This window comes from Photorhabdus aballayi, from assembly GCF_026153155.1.
In the GTDB taxonomy this organism is placed as follows: domain Bacteria; phylum Pseudomonadota; class Gammaproteobacteria; order Enterobacterales; family Enterobacteriaceae; genus Photorhabdus; species Photorhabdus luminescens.
The window spans coordinates 1-17,773 of record NZ_JAPFCD010000021.1; the positions used below are offsets into that span (position 1 = coordinate 1).

Annotated in this window: 10 protein-coding genes and 4 pseudogenes; 7 read left to right on the forward strand and 7 right to left on the reverse strand. The window is 43.8% G+C overall.

Annotated features, from left to right (window positions below; genetic code table 11):
- The 4 genes and pseudogenes from OO184_RS12515 to OO184_RS12530 all read right to left on the reverse strand — a co-directional run.
- The coding region (locus tag OO184_RS12515) for a two-partner secretion domain-containing protein (RefSeq protein ID WP_265379469.1) at nucleotides 1–2,399 on the reverse strand (2,399 nt) is incomplete at its 3' end.
- Between the two features lie 60 nt (nucleotides 2,400–2,459).
- Entirely contained in the window at nucleotides 2,460–4,136 is a 1,677-nt protein-coding gene (locus OO184_RS12520; protein ID WP_265379470.1) for a ShlB/FhaC/HecB family hemolysin secretion/activation protein, read from the reverse strand.
- Between the two features lie 419 nt (nucleotides 4,137–4,555).
- Nucleotides 4,556–4,988, reverse strand: a pseudogene (locus OO184_RS12525) (conjugal transfer protein TraG N-terminal domain-containing protein); the annotation flags it as partial.
- A gap of 11 nt (nucleotides 4,989–4,999) precedes the next feature.
- Nucleotides 5,000–5,175, reverse strand: a pseudogene (locus OO184_RS12530) (ParA family protein); the annotation flags it as partial.
- Nucleotides 5,176–5,577: 402 nt separating this feature from the next.
- Between OO184_RS12530 and OO184_RS12535 the strand changes: the two are divergent.
- The 3 genes and pseudogenes from OO184_RS12535 to OO184_RS12545 form a co-directional block, all read left to right on the forward strand.
- A pseudogene (locus tag OO184_RS12535) lies at nucleotides 5,578–6,133 on the forward strand (IS982 family transposase); the annotation flags it as partial.
- A gap of 700 nt (nucleotides 6,134–6,833) precedes the next feature.
- Nucleotides 6,834–7,262, forward strand: a complete 429-nt coding sequence (locus OO184_RS12540; protein ID WP_265379471.1) for a hypothetical protein — start codon at nucleotides 6,834–6,836, stop codon at nucleotides 7,260–7,262.
- Nucleotides 7,259–7,672 (forward strand): hypothetical protein, encoded by a 414-nt coding sequence (locus tag OO184_RS12545; protein ID WP_265379472.1) that lies wholly within the window; start codon nucleotides 7,259–7,261, stop codon nucleotides 7,670–7,672. The genes OO184_RS12540 and OO184_RS12545 overlap by 4 nt, the downstream gene beginning before the upstream one ends.
- Nucleotides 7,673–7,917: 245 nt before the next feature.
- Here the strand turns inward: OO184_RS12545 and OO184_RS12550 are convergent, their stop codons facing one another.
- On the reverse strand, nucleotides 7,918–9,126 hold the full coding sequence (locus OO184_RS12550) for a multidrug effflux MFS transporter (protein WP_265379473.1): 1,209 nt from the start codon (nucleotides 9,124–9,126) through the stop codon (nucleotides 7,918–7,920).
- Nucleotides 9,127–9,733: 607 nt separating this feature from the next.
- Here OO184_RS12550 and OO184_RS12555 point away from each other — a divergent pair.
- The 4 genes and pseudogenes from OO184_RS12555 (at nucleotide 9,734) to OO184_RS12570 (ending at nucleotide 12,577) form a co-directional block, all read left to right on the forward strand.
- A complete protein-coding gene (locus OO184_RS12555; RefSeq protein WP_265379474.1) occupies nucleotides 9,734–10,156 on the forward strand; it encodes a GFA family protein in 423 nt (140 codons plus the stop codon).
- 546 nt (nucleotides 10,157–10,702) lie between these two features.
- Nucleotides 10,703–11,119 carry a group II intron maturase-specific domain-containing protein gene (locus tag OO184_RS12560; RefSeq protein WP_265379475.1) on the forward strand — a complete coding sequence of 139 codons (417 nt, stop codon included), beginning with the start codon at nucleotides 10,703–10,705 and terminating at the stop codon, nucleotides 11,117–11,119.
- 510 nt (nucleotides 11,120–11,629) lie between these two features.
- A pseudogene (locus OO184_RS12565) lies at nucleotides 11,630–12,027 on the forward strand (DUF1016 N-terminal domain-containing protein).
- Complete coding sequence (locus tag OO184_RS12570; protein WP_265379476.1) at nucleotides 11,978–12,577, forward strand: PDDEXK nuclease domain-containing protein; 600 nt, start codon at nucleotides 11,978–11,980, stop codon at nucleotides 12,575–12,577. Before OO184_RS12565 ends, OO184_RS12570 begins: the two are co-directional and overlap by 50 nt.
- Here OO184_RS12570 and OO184_RS12575 read toward each other — a convergent pair.
- Entirely contained in the window at nucleotides 12,551–12,874 is a 324-nt protein-coding gene (locus OO184_RS12575; protein ID WP_265379509.1) for a group II intron maturase-specific domain-containing protein, read from the reverse strand. The genes OO184_RS12570 and OO184_RS12575 overlap by 27 nt on opposite strands.
- 433 nt (nucleotides 12,875–13,307) lie before the next feature.
- Nucleotides 13,308–17,750, reverse strand: a complete 4,443-nt coding sequence (locus tag OO184_RS12580; RefSeq protein ID WP_265379477.1) for a type I polyketide synthase — start codon at nucleotides 17,748–17,750, stop codon at nucleotides 13,308–13,310.
- Nucleotides 17,751–17,773: the final 23 nt, after the last annotated feature.

Sequence of the window (17,773 nt, forward strand, 5' to 3'; positions counted from 1 at the left end):
TCGGTGTTGTCGATGCCATGCACGGAGACTACAACCTGCTTACTTCCTTGTGCGATACCGCCGCGGTTATTCCAGCTGCCGTCGGTGCGGATATCCAGCGCATCACCGGCCTCGACCAGCCCGTACTGATTGTCAATCGATTGATAGGCGTCAAGCTGCAAACGCCCCTGACTGACCACCTTACCCTGTGTATTATTCAGACTCTGTGCCGTCAGCTGTAGGTTTTCGCCGCTCATTCCTCCGGACTGGTTATCAACACTGCCAGTGATGTTCAAGGTCAGCTGTTGACCAGCCAGCAGTTTGCCCTGACCGTTATTGATATCCGCCCCCGACGTGATGCTTAGTGCCGACTGACTCTGCAACGTACCGCGCTGATTATCAATTGCCTGACGGGTGTCAAGTTGTAAACGTCCCTGACTAACTACCTTGCCCTGCGTATTATTCAGGCTTTGGGCCGTCAGATGCAGATGTTCGCCGCTCACGTCCCCAAACTGGTTATCGACGCTGCCGACGGCGTTCAAAGTCAGCTGTTGACCGGCCAGCAGCTTGCCCTGGCCGTTATTGATATCCACTCCCGCCATGATACTCAGTGCTGACTGGCTCTGTAGCGTACCATACTGGTTATCCAGACTCCCTGCCTCAAGAAGCAAACTACCGTTGCTACCCACCACACCGCCGTCGCTATTGTCCAACAAGCCGCTCACCCGCCAGTGTTGCGCCATACCGTCGAGCGCCACCAGACGTCCCTGCCGGTTGTTCATGGAGGCGGCATTCAGACTGAGTTGCCGGGTTTCAATGCTGCCTTCGGTGTTATCCAACGCACCGGTCAGCGCAAAACGACTTTCCCCGGCGTCAACTTGGGACCAGACAGCACCTTGAGTGAACAGGCTATCAGCATCAACCGCCCAACGGCCAGCACGTACCTGCGCCTGCTGCGCCTCAATATTACCCGTGGTGTTCACCGTGAGTTGCCGACTGTCGACCTTTGCCTGTTGCAAGGCAACACCGCCGACTTGTGCCGTAATCACGACACGGTTGGCCGCCAGACTGCTTTGACTGACATCAACCCTATAACCAGTCACGTTGACATCTCTTTTACTCAGCAGACTGCCGCTAGCTTGGATATCGCTCCGACTGCTCAGTACCAAATCCGCCTCGCGCATCAGCGTACTGTTTACATCACTGCCTGCCAGCAAGTGCCCACTGCTCTGAATGCCCCGGTCAGACACCAACTGGATGTCACCAACTGCCGCCAGGGTACCTGACTGACGAATGCCACCTTCGCGGCTTTGTACAACAAGCTTCCCGCCACTGTGCAGTTTGCCGTGATGTTCAATACCGTCTCTAGCGGTCAGGGTGACGTCGCCACTGGCTTGAGTGACGGCTTCCATAGCCTCCGACTGCCAGCTGAGTCGGCCTTCGCTGCTTACGAACAGCGTTTTGCCTGCCTGCAAGTGTCCCCCCTGATTACGCACACCTACGCCCGCATCAGTGCCTATCATGCGGATATGGCCGCTGTACATGCCGCCCATCTGTCCCATGTCTATAGCCAACTCGGGGGCCTTATCATCCGCGCCCAGCGACATAACCGTCTTACCGTCCGCACTGATGCGGTTACGGCCCGCTACCACTGAGAGTTCCTCTTTGGCCCAAACGCCAGCATTCACTGCCACCGCCTGCGCCAGAATATCGACATACTTGGTGTCATGGCGAGGGTCACCGTTAAGTCCACCACTCCCAATATGCACCAAACCACGCTCTACCTGATACCCCGCTAGACTGCCGTCAGCGTTCAATTGCGGCTTACCTGTAGTCAGCGTCATGCGTCCGGCATTGATGGTGCCACAACCGTTACACACAATTCCCGACGGGTTGGCCACAATCACCTGCGCCCTACCGCCGGCTACCTCCAGAAAACCCCGCAGCTGGCTGGGATTGTTGCTGTTTACCTCATTAATAATGATCTGGGCCGACGCAGCGTTCGGGTCAAGCCGGGGGTTGCCCTGTATCATCCCGGCCAGTTGGGTGGAGGTCATTACCGCTGAGTTGTTGAGAATGGCTCCTCTCTGGTCAACATCAAATTGTTTATAGGAATTATGCGATACCCCTGCCTGGTTAGGTGCATTGATATTGACCTGCGGCAAGCCGTTTTGGGTTACTATGACTCCCGGCCGCATGGCAGGCGCCGCCTGTCCGTCAGCCACAATGCCACCAGCCGACGCTTGTCCGGCAAACAGCGCCATCCCCAGCAACCACAGTGCACGGCGCACCGTCACCCATAGGCGCGATACGCCGCGGCGTCGCCCAGTCGTGGTACTACAGCCGCGAGCCAGTTCCGATACCACCCGCAGTTCACCGTGCGTACGGCTGTAGATAAGGCAATAACACTGTTTGTTCATAAATCATGTCCGAGTTAAATAAAAGGCAACGTGTGCTTGTAACAAGGTTGACCAGTGCCATCAGATTTCTAGGTTAACACTGAAACCGCTACTCACTCCCGGGGTGTGAAAACCTTTTGGTTTGTAGAGCGGCACCCCAGCAAACAGGTCGTAATGGAACCGCCCCCACAGCATGCCACGTATACCCAAGGCGCTGCCTGCCAGCTGATGCCCAGCAAGATGACGGGTGCCCTGCCCATCCACACGACCGTAGTCTGTTGCCCAGTAAAGTTCATGACCTCGCGACAACACATTCCAGGCCAGCTCATTACGCCAGAGCAGCCCTTTTTCGCCGGACAGCATCTGCTCGCCGTCAAACCCGCGCACGGTGTAACGCCCGGCAATAGACATCCGGTCCTGCGGTGTCAGAGGATGTGGGCTCCACTGCCAGCGTACGCTGGTGTAATAACGCCAAGGCTGCTTACCCCAGGCGAAAGGGATATTCAAACTGACATCACCCAAGGCAATACCAGTACGGGCGCTACCCTCGTGATAGGCTTCTTCAGGCGCCCGCAAGGCCCCAAACGCTCCAGTGCCCCGCCGCCAGTTGGTGTTAGCGTCCAACGTGACATTACCAAGATAGCTGCGCTGGCTGAGTCCGAGTTCCCAGCCAGCAGTACGGCGGCGCTGTTGTGTCATCTCGATTCCATTTACAGCATTGGTGGAATGGCGGCGAAAGACTCGCATATTGAGAGTGGTTTTATGCGACTGATTGCGAAACAACAGCCGAGACACGGTAAATTGCGTATTCTCGCTCTTGCCGCGGTAAGTCAGCACTTGACTGACCTCAGCGATATTCTGGTGATAGGTGTAGTCGTTGTAGTTAGCGGAAAAAGCCCAGTAGCCGAGCGGGAAGAAGTAGTTAATAGTACGGGAGCGGTTACCAAAGGGGCCGCGTTCAAAAAAATCCTTGCCGATATTGGCATAGAACAGGTCGTTCTGGGCAAAAGGCGCGTCAATCGCCAAGGTCGCTGATCCCAGATAACGGCCGGTGCTTTTGGCGCCACTGTCATCAAGGCTCAGACTGAGGCGAACTGGGAGGCGACTTTCTTTCCAACTGACCAACAGATCACTGGTGGCTTCCTGTTGACTGGGCACGATTTTAATATCAGCCTCAGCACTGGGCACTCGTTTGAAGTTTTCCAGTGCCTGCTCAATATCGCGCAGGTTGAGAATATCCCCGGATGCGGCAGGCATGGCATTCCATAACCGCCCACGCCAGGAGGCTGGTTCATCAAAGTAGATGTTAGCAATGCGGCCAGGATGGAGCGTCAGCGTCAGCACTCCCTGCGTCAGATCCTGCTCCTGCGCCATCACGCGAGTGGTGACGTAACCTTTCGCCAGAATGGCATTCTGTACCTTGTTGATAGCCAGCAAAATTCCCTGCCTGCCCAGACAGCGCCCTTTGGCGCCCTCTGCTAACTCTAGCGCCCATTGAAAACGGCCGGCAGTGTCTCCCTCCAAACGCAGGGCGTTGATGGTAAAGCAGGGATGTTCATTATCAGGATAATCAGGCAGGAGCGCGTCGGGTCTCTTGAGCCGCACAGTCGGCGCCTTTGCCTCCAGGCGTTGTTCTAACGCTTGTTGCTGCTGTTTTTGATGAATAAAGAGTTGGTCATCTGCCTGCACAGGCTGAATAGCAAATACAGCCCATCCGGCCAACCCTACGAATATTTTGCCGCGAGCTACCGTTTCCATAGTTGAACCAGTAAAATACTTAATTATTATTTAATAATTTTGAGGGAAATATTAGGGAGAGTATTATGGTTGAAGGTGTTTTATTTTCAAGCCATGAGACTAATAATCAACCAAAAAGGCGACAATTCAGACTAACAGACTGTAAAAATGCAACAACATGGTAATAAATTAACATTAATGAAACGTATTTTGTGTAGTATTAAGCATATTCATCTGCATTTTACATGTCAAAAAAACAAAAGCACGACAAATATAATTAGCAAAAGTAATAAATTAAGTGATTTTCAAAGTATTTTTCAGCGTATTCTGACGGGAAGAGATCCCATCCGTTTATGACGAAAAACGCATCCCAATATTTTTCTTTCGATAACATCTTTCGCATCAACACCTGCCCAAACATCCCTCGTAGATTACCTTGCCTACGCCACCCCCTGATTCATCATGCCCGCAATATCACCTATCCGAACACCCGCCCATGCCAAGTCCCCCAGCCAAACCATCGGCAGGGCAACAAACAATGCGTTCATCACTAGACTCATAATTAAATCGTCGGAGGTATTCTGAAAACCCACCAGATTAGACAGGCTATGAGTTTCTGAACCGTACAAGGCCTCCAATAAATAGCTGTCCAGCCAGCGGACTGGTTTCTCACCATAATGTCAGAAAATTCAACGCAAACACGACAAAAGTCAACGTCAATACGGTTTTAAATTCTTAGGCAACAAACAGCAGGATCAACGGTATCAGGATATACAACGCCACTAGGATCAACGCCTGAATCATGGGCAAATCCTGACGTACCGCATTAAACATCGGGGTACTGCTCAATCCCCCTAACACAACGTGCCCCACAGGAACTCTCACACATCGGGAAAAATTGGTTTAATTATCCCCAGAACACTGACTCTTGCGGTCAGTACCACCAGCTCGGTCATCACGCCGTCGCACCTTTGGAGTAAATGATAATGATGTCGTACTGACTGAAGAGAGGATACTGCCAGATATTTCCCAGGCGCAAACAGCCATCAGAGGCATGTAGCTAGGAAGTATTTTCATTTTGTATGCTTATTCAATTGGTTAAGCATACAAACTGTCAAATTAGGGCATTTTACATTGAATTAACTTACGAGGAGATTGAAAATTCTTGTGTCAGTGACTCAATTCCGCTTCTGACACCATATCAAAGTGCGTTGGTTAAGAGATAAAATCTCGACGGGCGACCAAAACAAAACCTCGTATATAACTGTAGTTAAACTAAATAACTTTCCAAAATGGCGCTACACCTTATCTACTAATAACCCTGTTTATAACAATGGGTTGAAGAAAATCACGTGTAGCGAAATTATGAAATGGACACCTCGAGCCATGCTGAATACATCAGCAAACATATGAAGAGGTGTCCAATGGAACAAATTATCGGAATTGATCTGGCAAAGCGAGTGTTTCAATTATTGATTCAACCAAAATTGCCGTTTGTCACCACCTCCGCATTCTCCGACATCGCATATTTGAGGGCGTTGCACCGCGAGGGAAAACAAGTACAAGCTGGTTTTATGGTTTTAAACTTCATCGGGTTATCAATGATTGTGGTGAACTTTTAGCGGTTAAATTGACCTCAAGAAATAAAGATGATCGTCATCCCGTCAAAGCGCGGGTACAAGGGTTAACAGGGTGTTTGTGGCGATAAAGGGTATTTATCACAGGCCCTGTGCGATGAACTGGAAGCAGAAGGAATAACATTAATCACTCATGTCCGTAGTAACATGAAGGCAAAAGCGTTATCTCTCTGGGATAAGCTGATGTTAAGAAGGCGATTTCTGATAGAAACGGTCGTGGAGCAGCTCAAAAATATTTCTCAAATAGAGCATTCAAGACACCGCAGTCAGCTCGGTTTTTTATTGGAAATCGTCGCAGGCTTAATTTCTTATACATTCCAACCTAAAAAACCGAGCTTGAATTTACGGGATTGTGATATCGCTATTCTTAAACGAAGCTGAGGTTAAGTAGATGTATTGACAGGTAGTACCGACTCTCTGTAAACCTGGTAAATAAGTCAGTCTATCGAGACTGTTGAAATAATGAGGGCAGAGAGTGCGGATTTTCATCAGGGCTCATTGAAGCCAAATATATGTTTGCGACTACATTGTCAAAAAAAATTTACTCACCTACTTGAATTAAGTCGGTGTCCATATAGTTTATTTAGAATTAGAGGACAAACTGGATAATGTCGCTGAGGCAGCTCAGCTGAGGGCTAATTATCAGATAGTGCTGAGTCCAAACGGTATAAGAAATATTTAGCTACGGGAAAAAATGAATACAAGTGCTCTGCGTGTTGAGAAAGCAAGAGCATCGCTTGCAGCTGCATTATGATGATCTTCAGTTGAGAAATTAAGCCGGGAGCAAGTATACTGAAACGACAAAGTCCCTCGGTAACCATACTTGAACATCATTTTTCTCTAAAATGTATGCATATGGTATCGCTTACTCTACCTCTAATAATCTTGTTATTGGTTCAGACACTGCGTTACCACAGATAGTGAATATTTTCCTCTGGGTACTTGATACCACTTTTGGGAAGATTCTATGCGCCAAAGAGCTCATCTATTACCAGCCTCTATAACTTGAAAATAATTAGAGATAAGATAAAATTGGGTTATGAAATTTAAGCTAAATTTATTATTTTAAGGAAAATATGCAATGCGCCCAATAATAGCCTCTATTTTTGTAATATTTTTGTTATCTGGGTGCGTAACTTTCAAACAAGGCGAACCTTTAAAAAATGGAGTAGTAAGCTTCTTAGAATCAGAGTATCCACAGTATTCATCACACCGATTTAAATTAAATAAAGTCGTGGAACTTCATGTTAAACCCATATTATTTAATAAAATAAAAGAGTTTTGTAAAAATAAAAATGCAATCTTTGAGCAATACACGATGAACATCGGCTGGTGTATTTCAAAAGATAAAATCCCTTTATTTATGATGTATAAATCATATGCCGACCCAGATTTGGGAACGTTCACAATAGCTGAAAAACAAAATTATATTTCTGAGAAGGACTGGATAATATACTCAAAAGAATTTTATCCCTATTTATGGTCTGAATATAATAAGAGAGAAAGATGAAACCATTATTAACCACTTTTTTTGTTTCTGTCTTACTAGTCGGTTGTGCTAATGGAAGACTGAGAATAGGAACACCTCCTGTGAATGGAATCATAAGTGCAGTTGAAAATACATACCCAGAAAAACCAAGCTCAATGGTAAGCTCATGGCCTTATGCAACACTTCATACGGAAGGGGATGTTTTTCAATATTTGGAAAAGTATTGCCAGAATAAAAAAGCAATTTTTGAAAACCCATTACCGGCTGCTGGATGGTGTATAACCCCCGAAATGTACCCATTATTTATTTTTTACAGTGATGCTACTGGTGGATTAGCTATTAGGGAGAAGTCCACAGATACTGAAGATAAAGACTGGATAAATTATACGAAAGAAGAATTCGGAGCGTTATGGTATGGGGTACCGCTGTAAGGAGTCTGTACATTATTCTGTGTAATTGCCGCCTGATTATAAGTGATCGTCCAGACGATCACCGAATTCAATCATCAAACGGCTCATAACCAACCGCCAGTGATGGATTGGCATGCACCATTTTTTCAAGGCTTCCTGTAATCACTTTACGCATCGCGTCGTCCGTCGGGGAACATCTTACGTTTTTTTATTGCCTGTCTAATGTGACATCTATATTATTAACCATTTTTCATTCCTATTTTAGTTTATATTGTTTGTTTCTTACTTATTTCTTTATTACCTCTATTACCAGTTATATAAATAATGCTACCGACCAAGGAAACAACGGTGATAATAGATGCCACTTTAATCGGCTCATGGTGAGATATATAACCAATAAGCAATGATGCCAGTCCTGCACTACCTAATTGCAATGTTCCCATTACGCCGGAAGCTGTCCCGGCCGCTTGAGAATGAGTGGCAATTGCCGATGCAGTACCAAGCGGCAGCAAAAAACCATTACCGAAAGTCAATACTGATATTGTTAGCACAGAAGTTATCAATGGGTAGGAACTAAAAAACATTTGTATCGTGAAAGCGATACCTCCAACAGCAAAGATGAGATAGCCATGAGAAATCGTCTTTCTCATGCCCTGCTGGCGACTTAATTTCTTAGCAGTAAGATTACCCAACACGTAACTCAAAGAGAGCATTATATAGGTGTAACCAACATATTTTTCTGGTAATCCCATAGCTGTAAGAATAAATGGAGATTCAATCAAATAAGAAAAATATGCCGTATAAGCGAAGCAAGGTATTGCTGCATAGTAAAGGAACTCTTTATTTATTAGCACTTGGTAAGTACTGACCAATATATTTTTAATACTCAATTTTTGGCGTTTCTTTATTGGTAGTGATTCTTTCAGAACTAGCAAGCATAATATAAACGTGACTGTTATAAATAAAGTAAGAAATAAAAAACAGGCTTTCCAACCATAATGTTCACTTAATACACCTCCGATCATTGGTGCGATAGCGGGCGACATTCCCACAAAAGGGAAAATAATCAGATACAAATTGGCTGCCTCTTCTTTCCCCATCAAATCATTAATAATGGCACGGCTTAATGTAATACCAGCACAAGCACCCATTCCCTGGAATAAACGCAATAATAGCAATTCACTAATATGCGTACTGTAAAAAATACCGATTGTTGAAATTAGCCATATAATCATTCCAGAAATAAGAACCTTTTTTCTTCCTAAACAATCACTCAATGGCCCATAAATAAGTTGAGAAAAGGCTATACCAAATAGAAATATAGCTATTGCACTTTGTATACTAGATTCGCTAACGTGATAATAGTTTCCCATTTTACTCAAGGCGGGTAGGAATATATCCGATGAAACCAACCCTCCCATAGAAAGAAAAGCCATTAAAACGATAAATAATAAAGACGAAGATTTATTGCTCATGGACTATTAACCAATCAATATAATAAACATTACCCCAGAATAAATTCCGCATAAAATAAAAAACATGCACCAGTTAAATTTACACCAAATGCACACAATCACTTACTTAATGAATAAATTAATAAAATCAAAATAATTTTAATTTCACATTGGCAAATTACACATTGGCATAGCTATTAATTTACACAATCTCTTTAATAATTAACATTTATAAAAATAAACTTATGTAAATATCAACTGAAAATATAGTAACACTAATAACATTTTTTAGTAAACAAAAAAACATAAAATTTAAATTCAAAAACAAATAAAAAAAACACAAAACATAGCATATAATACTGAAAATAAAGTCATTATTATTATAAATATAATAACCGATGTTATTATATGAGCAGTGATATATACCCTATGGATTTCAATATGCATGGCGACGGCAAGAGAGCGAATCCCCGGGAACATAGCGAACTATGTGACCGGGGTGAGTGAGAGCAGCCAACAAAGAGGCAACTTGGAAGATAACGGGTATATTTTTTAAAAATTTACAGGCTAATAATACCAGATCACATTTCCCTACCATTGTTAAGACCCGAAAACTGAGGAGGTATACATGCTAATTTCCGGTAGTTGTCACTGTAAGAATATTGAATTTACATTTAACTGGGAGCCTGAACCTCTGGAAATTCCGGCACGAGCATGTAGTTGCTCTTTTTGTATCAAGCACAGCGCCGTCTGGACATCATACCCAGCAGGGCGACTTCGGCTGAATATCCGAGAACAAAAGTTTCTATATAGGTACTCTTTTGAAACAGGTACAGCGCAGTTTCATATTTGTAGCCAGTGCGGAGTAGTACCTGTTGTCATCAGCCAGATTAATGGTCACGATTATGCCGTCGTTAACGTCAATACCTTTGAAAACGTTGATCCTACATTGTTTAAATATGTTTCTGCTAAGTTCACTGATGAAAGCGAGCAAGCTCGATTGACTCGTCGTCAACAAAACTGGATCGCTAATGTTGAATATATATGTTGAATATATATAGGCTATATCAGAGAAAAAACTAAAGGCGACGTAGATTTAGAAGCCAAATTGGCTGAATAAGAGAGGAAGGCGTTTTACAACCATCATAGACCACATGTACCACAGACAACAATGGGAGCTAGAAAGGTAAAACGCCTTATGAAACTTTTGTTGAAAAAATGAGAGGTTACAAATGCTCTGTCAGGGGAGATAAGAGATCTCACAAGTAAAGTTCTTCTAAATTATACCTTCCTGAAGATCTCCACTATTTTGTTTTCTTTGACAAAAACTTTGCTCGTGCCTCAGGCGCTTAGTTCCCTTCTTAAGCAAATCTCAGGTTAATTAGTTTGTGCTGCTGAAGTTGATACACTAGGTATACTTTTACTGTCACTTAGAATCACTTTATAGTCAATCCCACTAATATTCACTGTTGTTGATGAATTCGCGGACCATGCCTTGCCACTCACAGATCAATAATATCCGGTCTTACCATTTGCGTATTTTCATGAATACCGTGGCAAGTTGCTGATAAAACCAGCAAAAGTCGCAGTCAAACACATGCTGAGGAATATACGAGAGCTTATCAAAACCAATGCAACCGCCAAAACGGAAAACCTGATCCGGCAACTCAACAGAAAGTTGAGAGGCTGGGCCAATTATTACCGCCATGTTGTGTCGAAAAAGACCTTTGCTTACGTTGACCATCAGGTGTTTCAGGCTCTGCTTATCTGGATAAATCGACGACATCCAAACAAATCAGCCCGATGGAAGCAAAAGCGTTATTTTCGTCGCCTTGGTTTACGTCAATGGACTTTCTTCTCGATGTTCAGGAATGTGAAGGGAGAACAGGGATGTCTCGACCTGTTCTCAATGGCGAGTACCCCGATCGTCCGCCACATCAAGATCAGAGCTAATGCGACCCCTTATGATCCGACATACCGACAGTACTTTGAGCGTCGTGCACAGATCAGGTAGCCCGAAGCGGAGCATAAGGGAAGGGATTTATCCAGGAGTAAAGCACGTTGGGTTACCGGGTCATTACCAGGCCTTAGTAAGGCTTGAGCCGTGTGCGCTGAAAGGCGCACGCACGGTTCTTAGAGGGCTGGAAACAGGTAACTGTCTCTGGCTACTCTGCGAATATTCAGGGAGGATTGTCTCCGGATTTAAGATTCCCCTATACTTCAGGGCATGTTTCAAAAGTTACTTGATGAGAATAATGAATGATGAGTGCTAACTCAATCAAACAAGCGGTCTGGAATGCATATGATATTTTTCGTGATATAGGCATCCTACCCATTTGCAACGATTTCTTCCTCACTCTGTTTTTTAAAAATACATATTCGATGTACACAGAGAAAAAATAGAAGACATGGAGGCTGCATAATGAATCAACCCGCATTACCGGAATCAAACCTATTGCTAGACAATATTAGGGCGCTATTAACCCAAGGTCGCAAACAAGCCGCACAAGCAGTCAATACTGTTATGGTGCAAACTTATTGGGAAATTGGCCGCCTGATTGTCGAAGATGAACAACAAGGACAGACGCGCGCTGAATATGGTAAGAAAGTACTCAAAAACCTTCCACTTCTTTAACCAAAGAGTTTGGCAAAGGCTTTGATAACTCCAATCTTCGTTATATGAGATTGTTTTATATTACTTTTCCAATTCGTGACGCACTGCGTCACGAATTGAGCTGGACACACTACCGCACCTTAACCCGCATTGAAAACGAGCAAACCAGACAATGGTATATGAAAGAAGCAATTGAGCAGGCTTGGGCTGCTCGCGCGTTAGAACGCCAAATCGGTACCTTCTATCTATTACGAGCGCTTGCTTTCTACTCAAGCAAAGCAACAAAATATCCAGTCTGTACTGGATGAAGCGCAGCAAAAAACCACGGCACTGACTTTATCGGCAAAAGATTACTTGCGTGACCCATATATTTTCGACTTTTTAGGTTTACCGAGTGCTGCACTACAAGAAAGTGAACTTGAACAAGCGCTAATTGACAATCTGCAAAAGTTCCTGCTGGAACTCGGTAAAGGCTTTGCATTTGTCGAACGTCAGCAACGTATCAGTACCGATGATGGTGATTATTACATTGATTTGGTGTTCTACAACTTTCATCTCAAATGCTTTTTGTTGATTGACCTGAAAATGCATAAGCTCACCCATCAAGATGTGGGGCAAATGGACATGTATGTGCGCATGTACGAAGAGAAAAAACGCCGCAGTGATGATAACCCAACCATCGGCTTAATTTTATGTACCGAAAACAATCATACCGTTGCCAAATATTCAGTACTCAACGACAGCAAGCAATTGTTTGCCTCAAAATACATGTTGGAACTGCCAAGTGAAGAAGAGCTTCGTTTACAGCTCGAAAAAGAGCGTCAGCATTTGTTAGATCAACAAGAAAAACCGCAGTAGAATTTTTTTACTTTGATGCGTAAAGGGGAGAAAATTTCTCCTCTTGAATCTACGCCAACTCCTTTGAAGCAATTTTGAGGCTTGGGTTTTGTGTCTGCTCAGTGCCTTGAACTTTCTCTTGGCCCAGCGCACCAGCGCTTTGTTGAGTTGCCTGAAGACCTTATACAGTTCCGATCGGCAAAATTGCCCATAATAATTCAACCAGCCATTGATTATGGGGTTTAGCCAGTTTGCCAGTTGTATCAGGTTCAGTTCTATCCGCATTCGGATCTTCAACTTACGGATTTTGGATCTCATGGCTTTTTGGGCGGCTTTGCTGACTGCCGATGTAAAACTCACAAACAAACTGTTTCTTTTACGGTTCCTGACCCACCTTGGCCTGAACGTATATCCAAGAAAATCAAAACAGGTATGTTCATATTTTCCTTTTCGTTCTACATCCTTACAGTAAGCAATCCGGGATTAGGGTCAGAAGGACAACATATTTTTATGGTAAAGGTTGTTAAGTGCTTCTTTGGTACTTTGACTAAAAAAATGGATAAATGCGAGCCCACAAGATTTCAAACGCGAGCTCTTACAAAGTAGAAAAAGAAGGCGTTTTACAACCATCATAGACCACATGTACCACAGACGACATGGGAGCTAGAAAGGTAAAACGCCTTATGAGACTTTTGTTGAAAAAATGAGAGTTTACAAATGCTCTGCGAAGGAAGGTCTGAGATCTGACATTTTATGCTGCGTAATTAACTGATTTCTTTACCCTCTTATTCTTCATTCTTTGCTTTGCAAGTTGGCTCGCTGAAGTGCGAGGTTGTAATGATGCCACTTCACTTTCTTGAGTGTTATTCAACTTAGATGCTACCGCATTTTCTAGTTTCGACACGGTGCTGTAAGTAAACATCATTGATATAGGAATATCGTGACAGATACGTTGCTTAAGCCTTTCATTGATTTGAACGATATCCAATGATGTAGCACCGAGTGCAAAAAAGCTGCAATGCTCATCAATTTCAGAAAGCCCGAGCTGGTGTTGTACTTCTTCTGAAATTACCTGTTTAATCGAAATACTTTTATCTATGATCCCACTTTTAGTCTCTGCCAAAGTACTGGTTTTCTCTTTTTCCAGAGTATTTAGTCTTTCCTCAATGGGTATGACAGAAACTAATAGTCGTTGTTGAGTCGCCTGTGAAAGTGCTTGTAGAAATACAGCTTCACCTTGCTGATTCGTTAACCCTTCTGTGGATGCGTCAATTTTCATATTTCTCAACGCCATGCCAACTTCCAGCCAACGATCCCAAGCGAGAGAATAGACCTTGAATTTTAGATCTCGCCTATCAGCAATAGCGTCGAGAAATGCATTAGCAGCAACATAAGCCGATTGCCCAGGAGCGCCAGAGTAAGAGAGTAATGAAGAACATAACACCATCGAACTTAGCGGTTTCTCTTCAAAGTACGATAGCAGGTTCATCGTTCCTTCTACTTTAGCAGTCATGATTTTACGATGTGATGATATATCAGGTTGCATAATCAACGCGCCAGCATCCGAGCCAGCGCTATGGATCACCATATTGATGGCCCCATAATCATTTTCCAGACATTGTAACGTGTCAAAAAGTTGGGTTTTATCTGTCACATCCAATTGTCGCGGTATCACTTCCCCACCGAGTTGTTCGATCTTCTCCAGACACTCAATTTGTTTAATTAACGCCGATTGCTTCTTGTTTCCCTTGATATTTGCCCACTGTGAACGTTCAGGAATAGCTGTTCGAGATGCCAGCACAATACGGGCCTTATAATGTTGTGCCAGGCTTTGTGATAACTGCAAAGCAATTCCACCGAGTCCACCACTGATTAAGACTAAGCATCTCTCACGCAACCCATTACATTGTTGATGAGTTTCAATTCTTTTATTCGGCAATGCTTTGAACTCTGGCAACCAAATTTGATTATGTCTTATTGCCAATCGATGATTAATATCAGAGCTAACTAAGTGACGAAATAAAGACTGGGTTGAATTATCCTTTGCTAATTCATCGAAGGAGATGTCAATTTGATAGCCATAATGCTCTTGATGCTCGTAGTTAATTGACTGTATTAAGCCTTTCAATAATGAGATAGCCGCATCGGTGGCTTCATACCCGAGTACATTCTCAATTTGAGGCGTTAACAGAATAAACCGAGAGGCCGCGAGTGCCTTAACGGACAATATTTCTTTAATACATGCGAGCCATTCAAGATAATGTGCTATTGGATCACAAACAAAGTCTTCTGCATTCGGGATTAATACAAACGAACAACAGCCCGTTAGATTTAACGAAGGTAGCTTGTTAACTTCATCGACAAAGATAACATTGCGCATTGGTAAAACATTATCGACTAGCGCTCTATTGCTATCAGCTCCACGACGCGTGGTTAGAACATATACCTGACCTTCATGTGTTATTTTCTCAATATCATCACACGAATTTCTATACCATACTGGTTGATATAAAATATTTTGTTTGATATCCGGTAATTTAATCTGTGGTGTTCGACCTCTTACAAGTCTATCTCTGAGCTTTGTGAACTCTTGTTCGGCAAATGCGTACACAGGTAAATGAATGAGACGACCAGATTGATTGCTCGACTCTTGCCAATTCCCTAATCCGACAGTACACCACAACTTAGCAATTTGACTGTAAAAATAGGCGACATCACCCTCTGGCAAATTCGGATGTCTTAGCATATTGGCAATATGTATTTGCTGATCCGGTTTTTCTTTGAAGAACTTCTGTACACAACTGGCGAGAGTATTGCCTGGCCCCACTTCGATGAAAACCAGATCCTGCTGTGAAGAAAGCGTCTCTAAACATCCTAAAAAGTCGACTTTATCTCTTTGATGAAACAACCAATATACCGGTTTTCTAATTTCATTATTGTCATGCCAATCACCAGATAAGTTCGACAAAATTGGGATGCCGACAGCATTAAACGCAACGGTTTGCAACGCCAGCGCATATTCATTCTGTATTTCATCGATTGTTTTAGAGTGGAACGCGTGGGTCGTTTTCAGCTTACGCGAATGAATACCCTGTAGTTGCAAGTAAGATTTTAGGTTCTCGATATCTTCGATAGAGCCAGACAATACCGTCGATTCTTTACCATTAACCGCCGCAATTTCTAAACTTCCTTCCAATAGTTCTACAGCTTGCTGTTTTGATAGCGGCACACTTAACATGGCTCCCGGAGACATTTTCTCCATCAATTGTGCTCGCCGACCAACCAAAAATAGAGCATCTTTTAGCGTAAAAACTCCTGAAATAGTCGCCGCAACATACTCGCCCAAGCTGTGGCCGAGTAACATATCGGGCTGAATGCCCTTCGATTCCATTAATCGCGTTGTCGCGTACTCAATGATGAATATAGCAAGCTGTATGATTTCGGCAGGAAATACATGAGAACTTTCCGGCTCCATTAAGTAGCTTCTTATCTGTTCTCCTTTTTCATCGTCCAAAAGCGACAGACAGTGCTCTACATGTTCTTTAAAAACTGACTCACGGAAATATAAACCTAGCCCCATAGCCTGATATTGCGAGCCTTGGCCTGGATAGAGAAAAACAATACGTCTGTTTGAACGTTCACATCTACCGCGAACGAAGTCTGCTGTAGAATATGTCGCCCTGTCGTCTGAACAAACCAATACAGATCGATGACTAAAATGTTCACGACCATTTTGTAAAGTATGAGCAACGTCGGCTAATTTATTAGGATTAGAGGCTAACCACTCGATTAACCTGCTCTCCATTTCAGCCAAACTCCACTCAGATTTAGCAGACAGCGGGAGTAGTTTTACTGCATCGGAAGCTTGATCATCGTGAGGTTCACAAACATATTCTTCCAGTATCACATGAGCATTTGTTCCCCCAATACCAAATGAGCTCACCCCTGCTCGCCTCACGGTTGCACTATCCCAATCTTTACTGTCCGTATTAACATAAAAAGGTGAAGAAGAGAGTTTTGTTTTGGGATTAGGATTCGTAAAGTACCGATTAGCGCACAGCTTTTTGTGTTTTAACATCAGAGCTGTTTTTATTACTCCGGCCATGCCAGCCGCACTATCAAGGTGGCCAATAATCGACTTTACCGACCCAATAGCAATACTCTGCTGTGGGACTGTGGAGAAAACTTTATTCAGAGCGGTTATTTCTATTGGATCGCCAAGCTTTGTCGCCGTCCCGTGGGTTTCAATATAAGAAATGGACTCAGCTTCAACCTTAGACATAGCCAAAGCACCTCTAATCGCTTCGAATTGTCCGTCAATACTCGGTGCGGTGTAACCGACCTTCCTTGCACCGTCGTTGTTAAGCGCTGATCCCTTAATCAAAGCTAAAATAGGCCGTCCCTGCTCCAATGCAATCTTGAGCGGTTGCAACACGATCGCGCCAACACCTTCGCCACCGACCGTACCGTTCGCCATTTCATCAAATGGTCGGCAAGTTCCATCTGGAGAAGTGATCATGCCATCTTGATGTAGGTAGCCCTGTTGATGAGGTGTCACTAAGGTCGCAGCGGCAACGAGCGCCGTCTGGCACTCGCCTAATAACAAGGCTCTTGATGCCAGGTGTATTGCGGTGAGAGATGAAGAGCACGCTGTCTGGACGGCAATGGCAGGCCCTGTTAAACCTAATTTGTACGCCAGTCGAGTTGCCGCAAAGTCTTTCTCTACTAAGTTAAACGCAGAAAAAAGGCTGGCGCCATCTTGTTCACACTCATCATAAGCGGCCATTTGCCAACCGAGTTGAGCGCTTGACGCTAAATAACAACCAACCGCCCCCTTATATTCAGACGGTACAATGCCGGCAGAACCTAACGCTTCAAAACCACACTCATGTAATTTACGAATTTGCGGCTCTAAAAACTCAGCTTCACGCTTGTTATAATTAAAAAAATCAGCATCAAATGTTAGGGGATTATCAATAACCCCCTTGGCATTGACATAATTTTCACTCGAATAATGCTGTTCAGGCACGCCATTTTTCGCCAATGTTTCATCAGAAAAACGAGAGATACAATCTTTACCCTCTAGACAATTTTTCCAGAAACTCTCTACTGTTTCACTATTAGGGAAGCGACAAGAAATACCGACAATAGCTATTTCTAATCCTGTTAATTTTTTCCTGGTAGCTTCGTGCATATGATTATCTTTTTTCATGATTT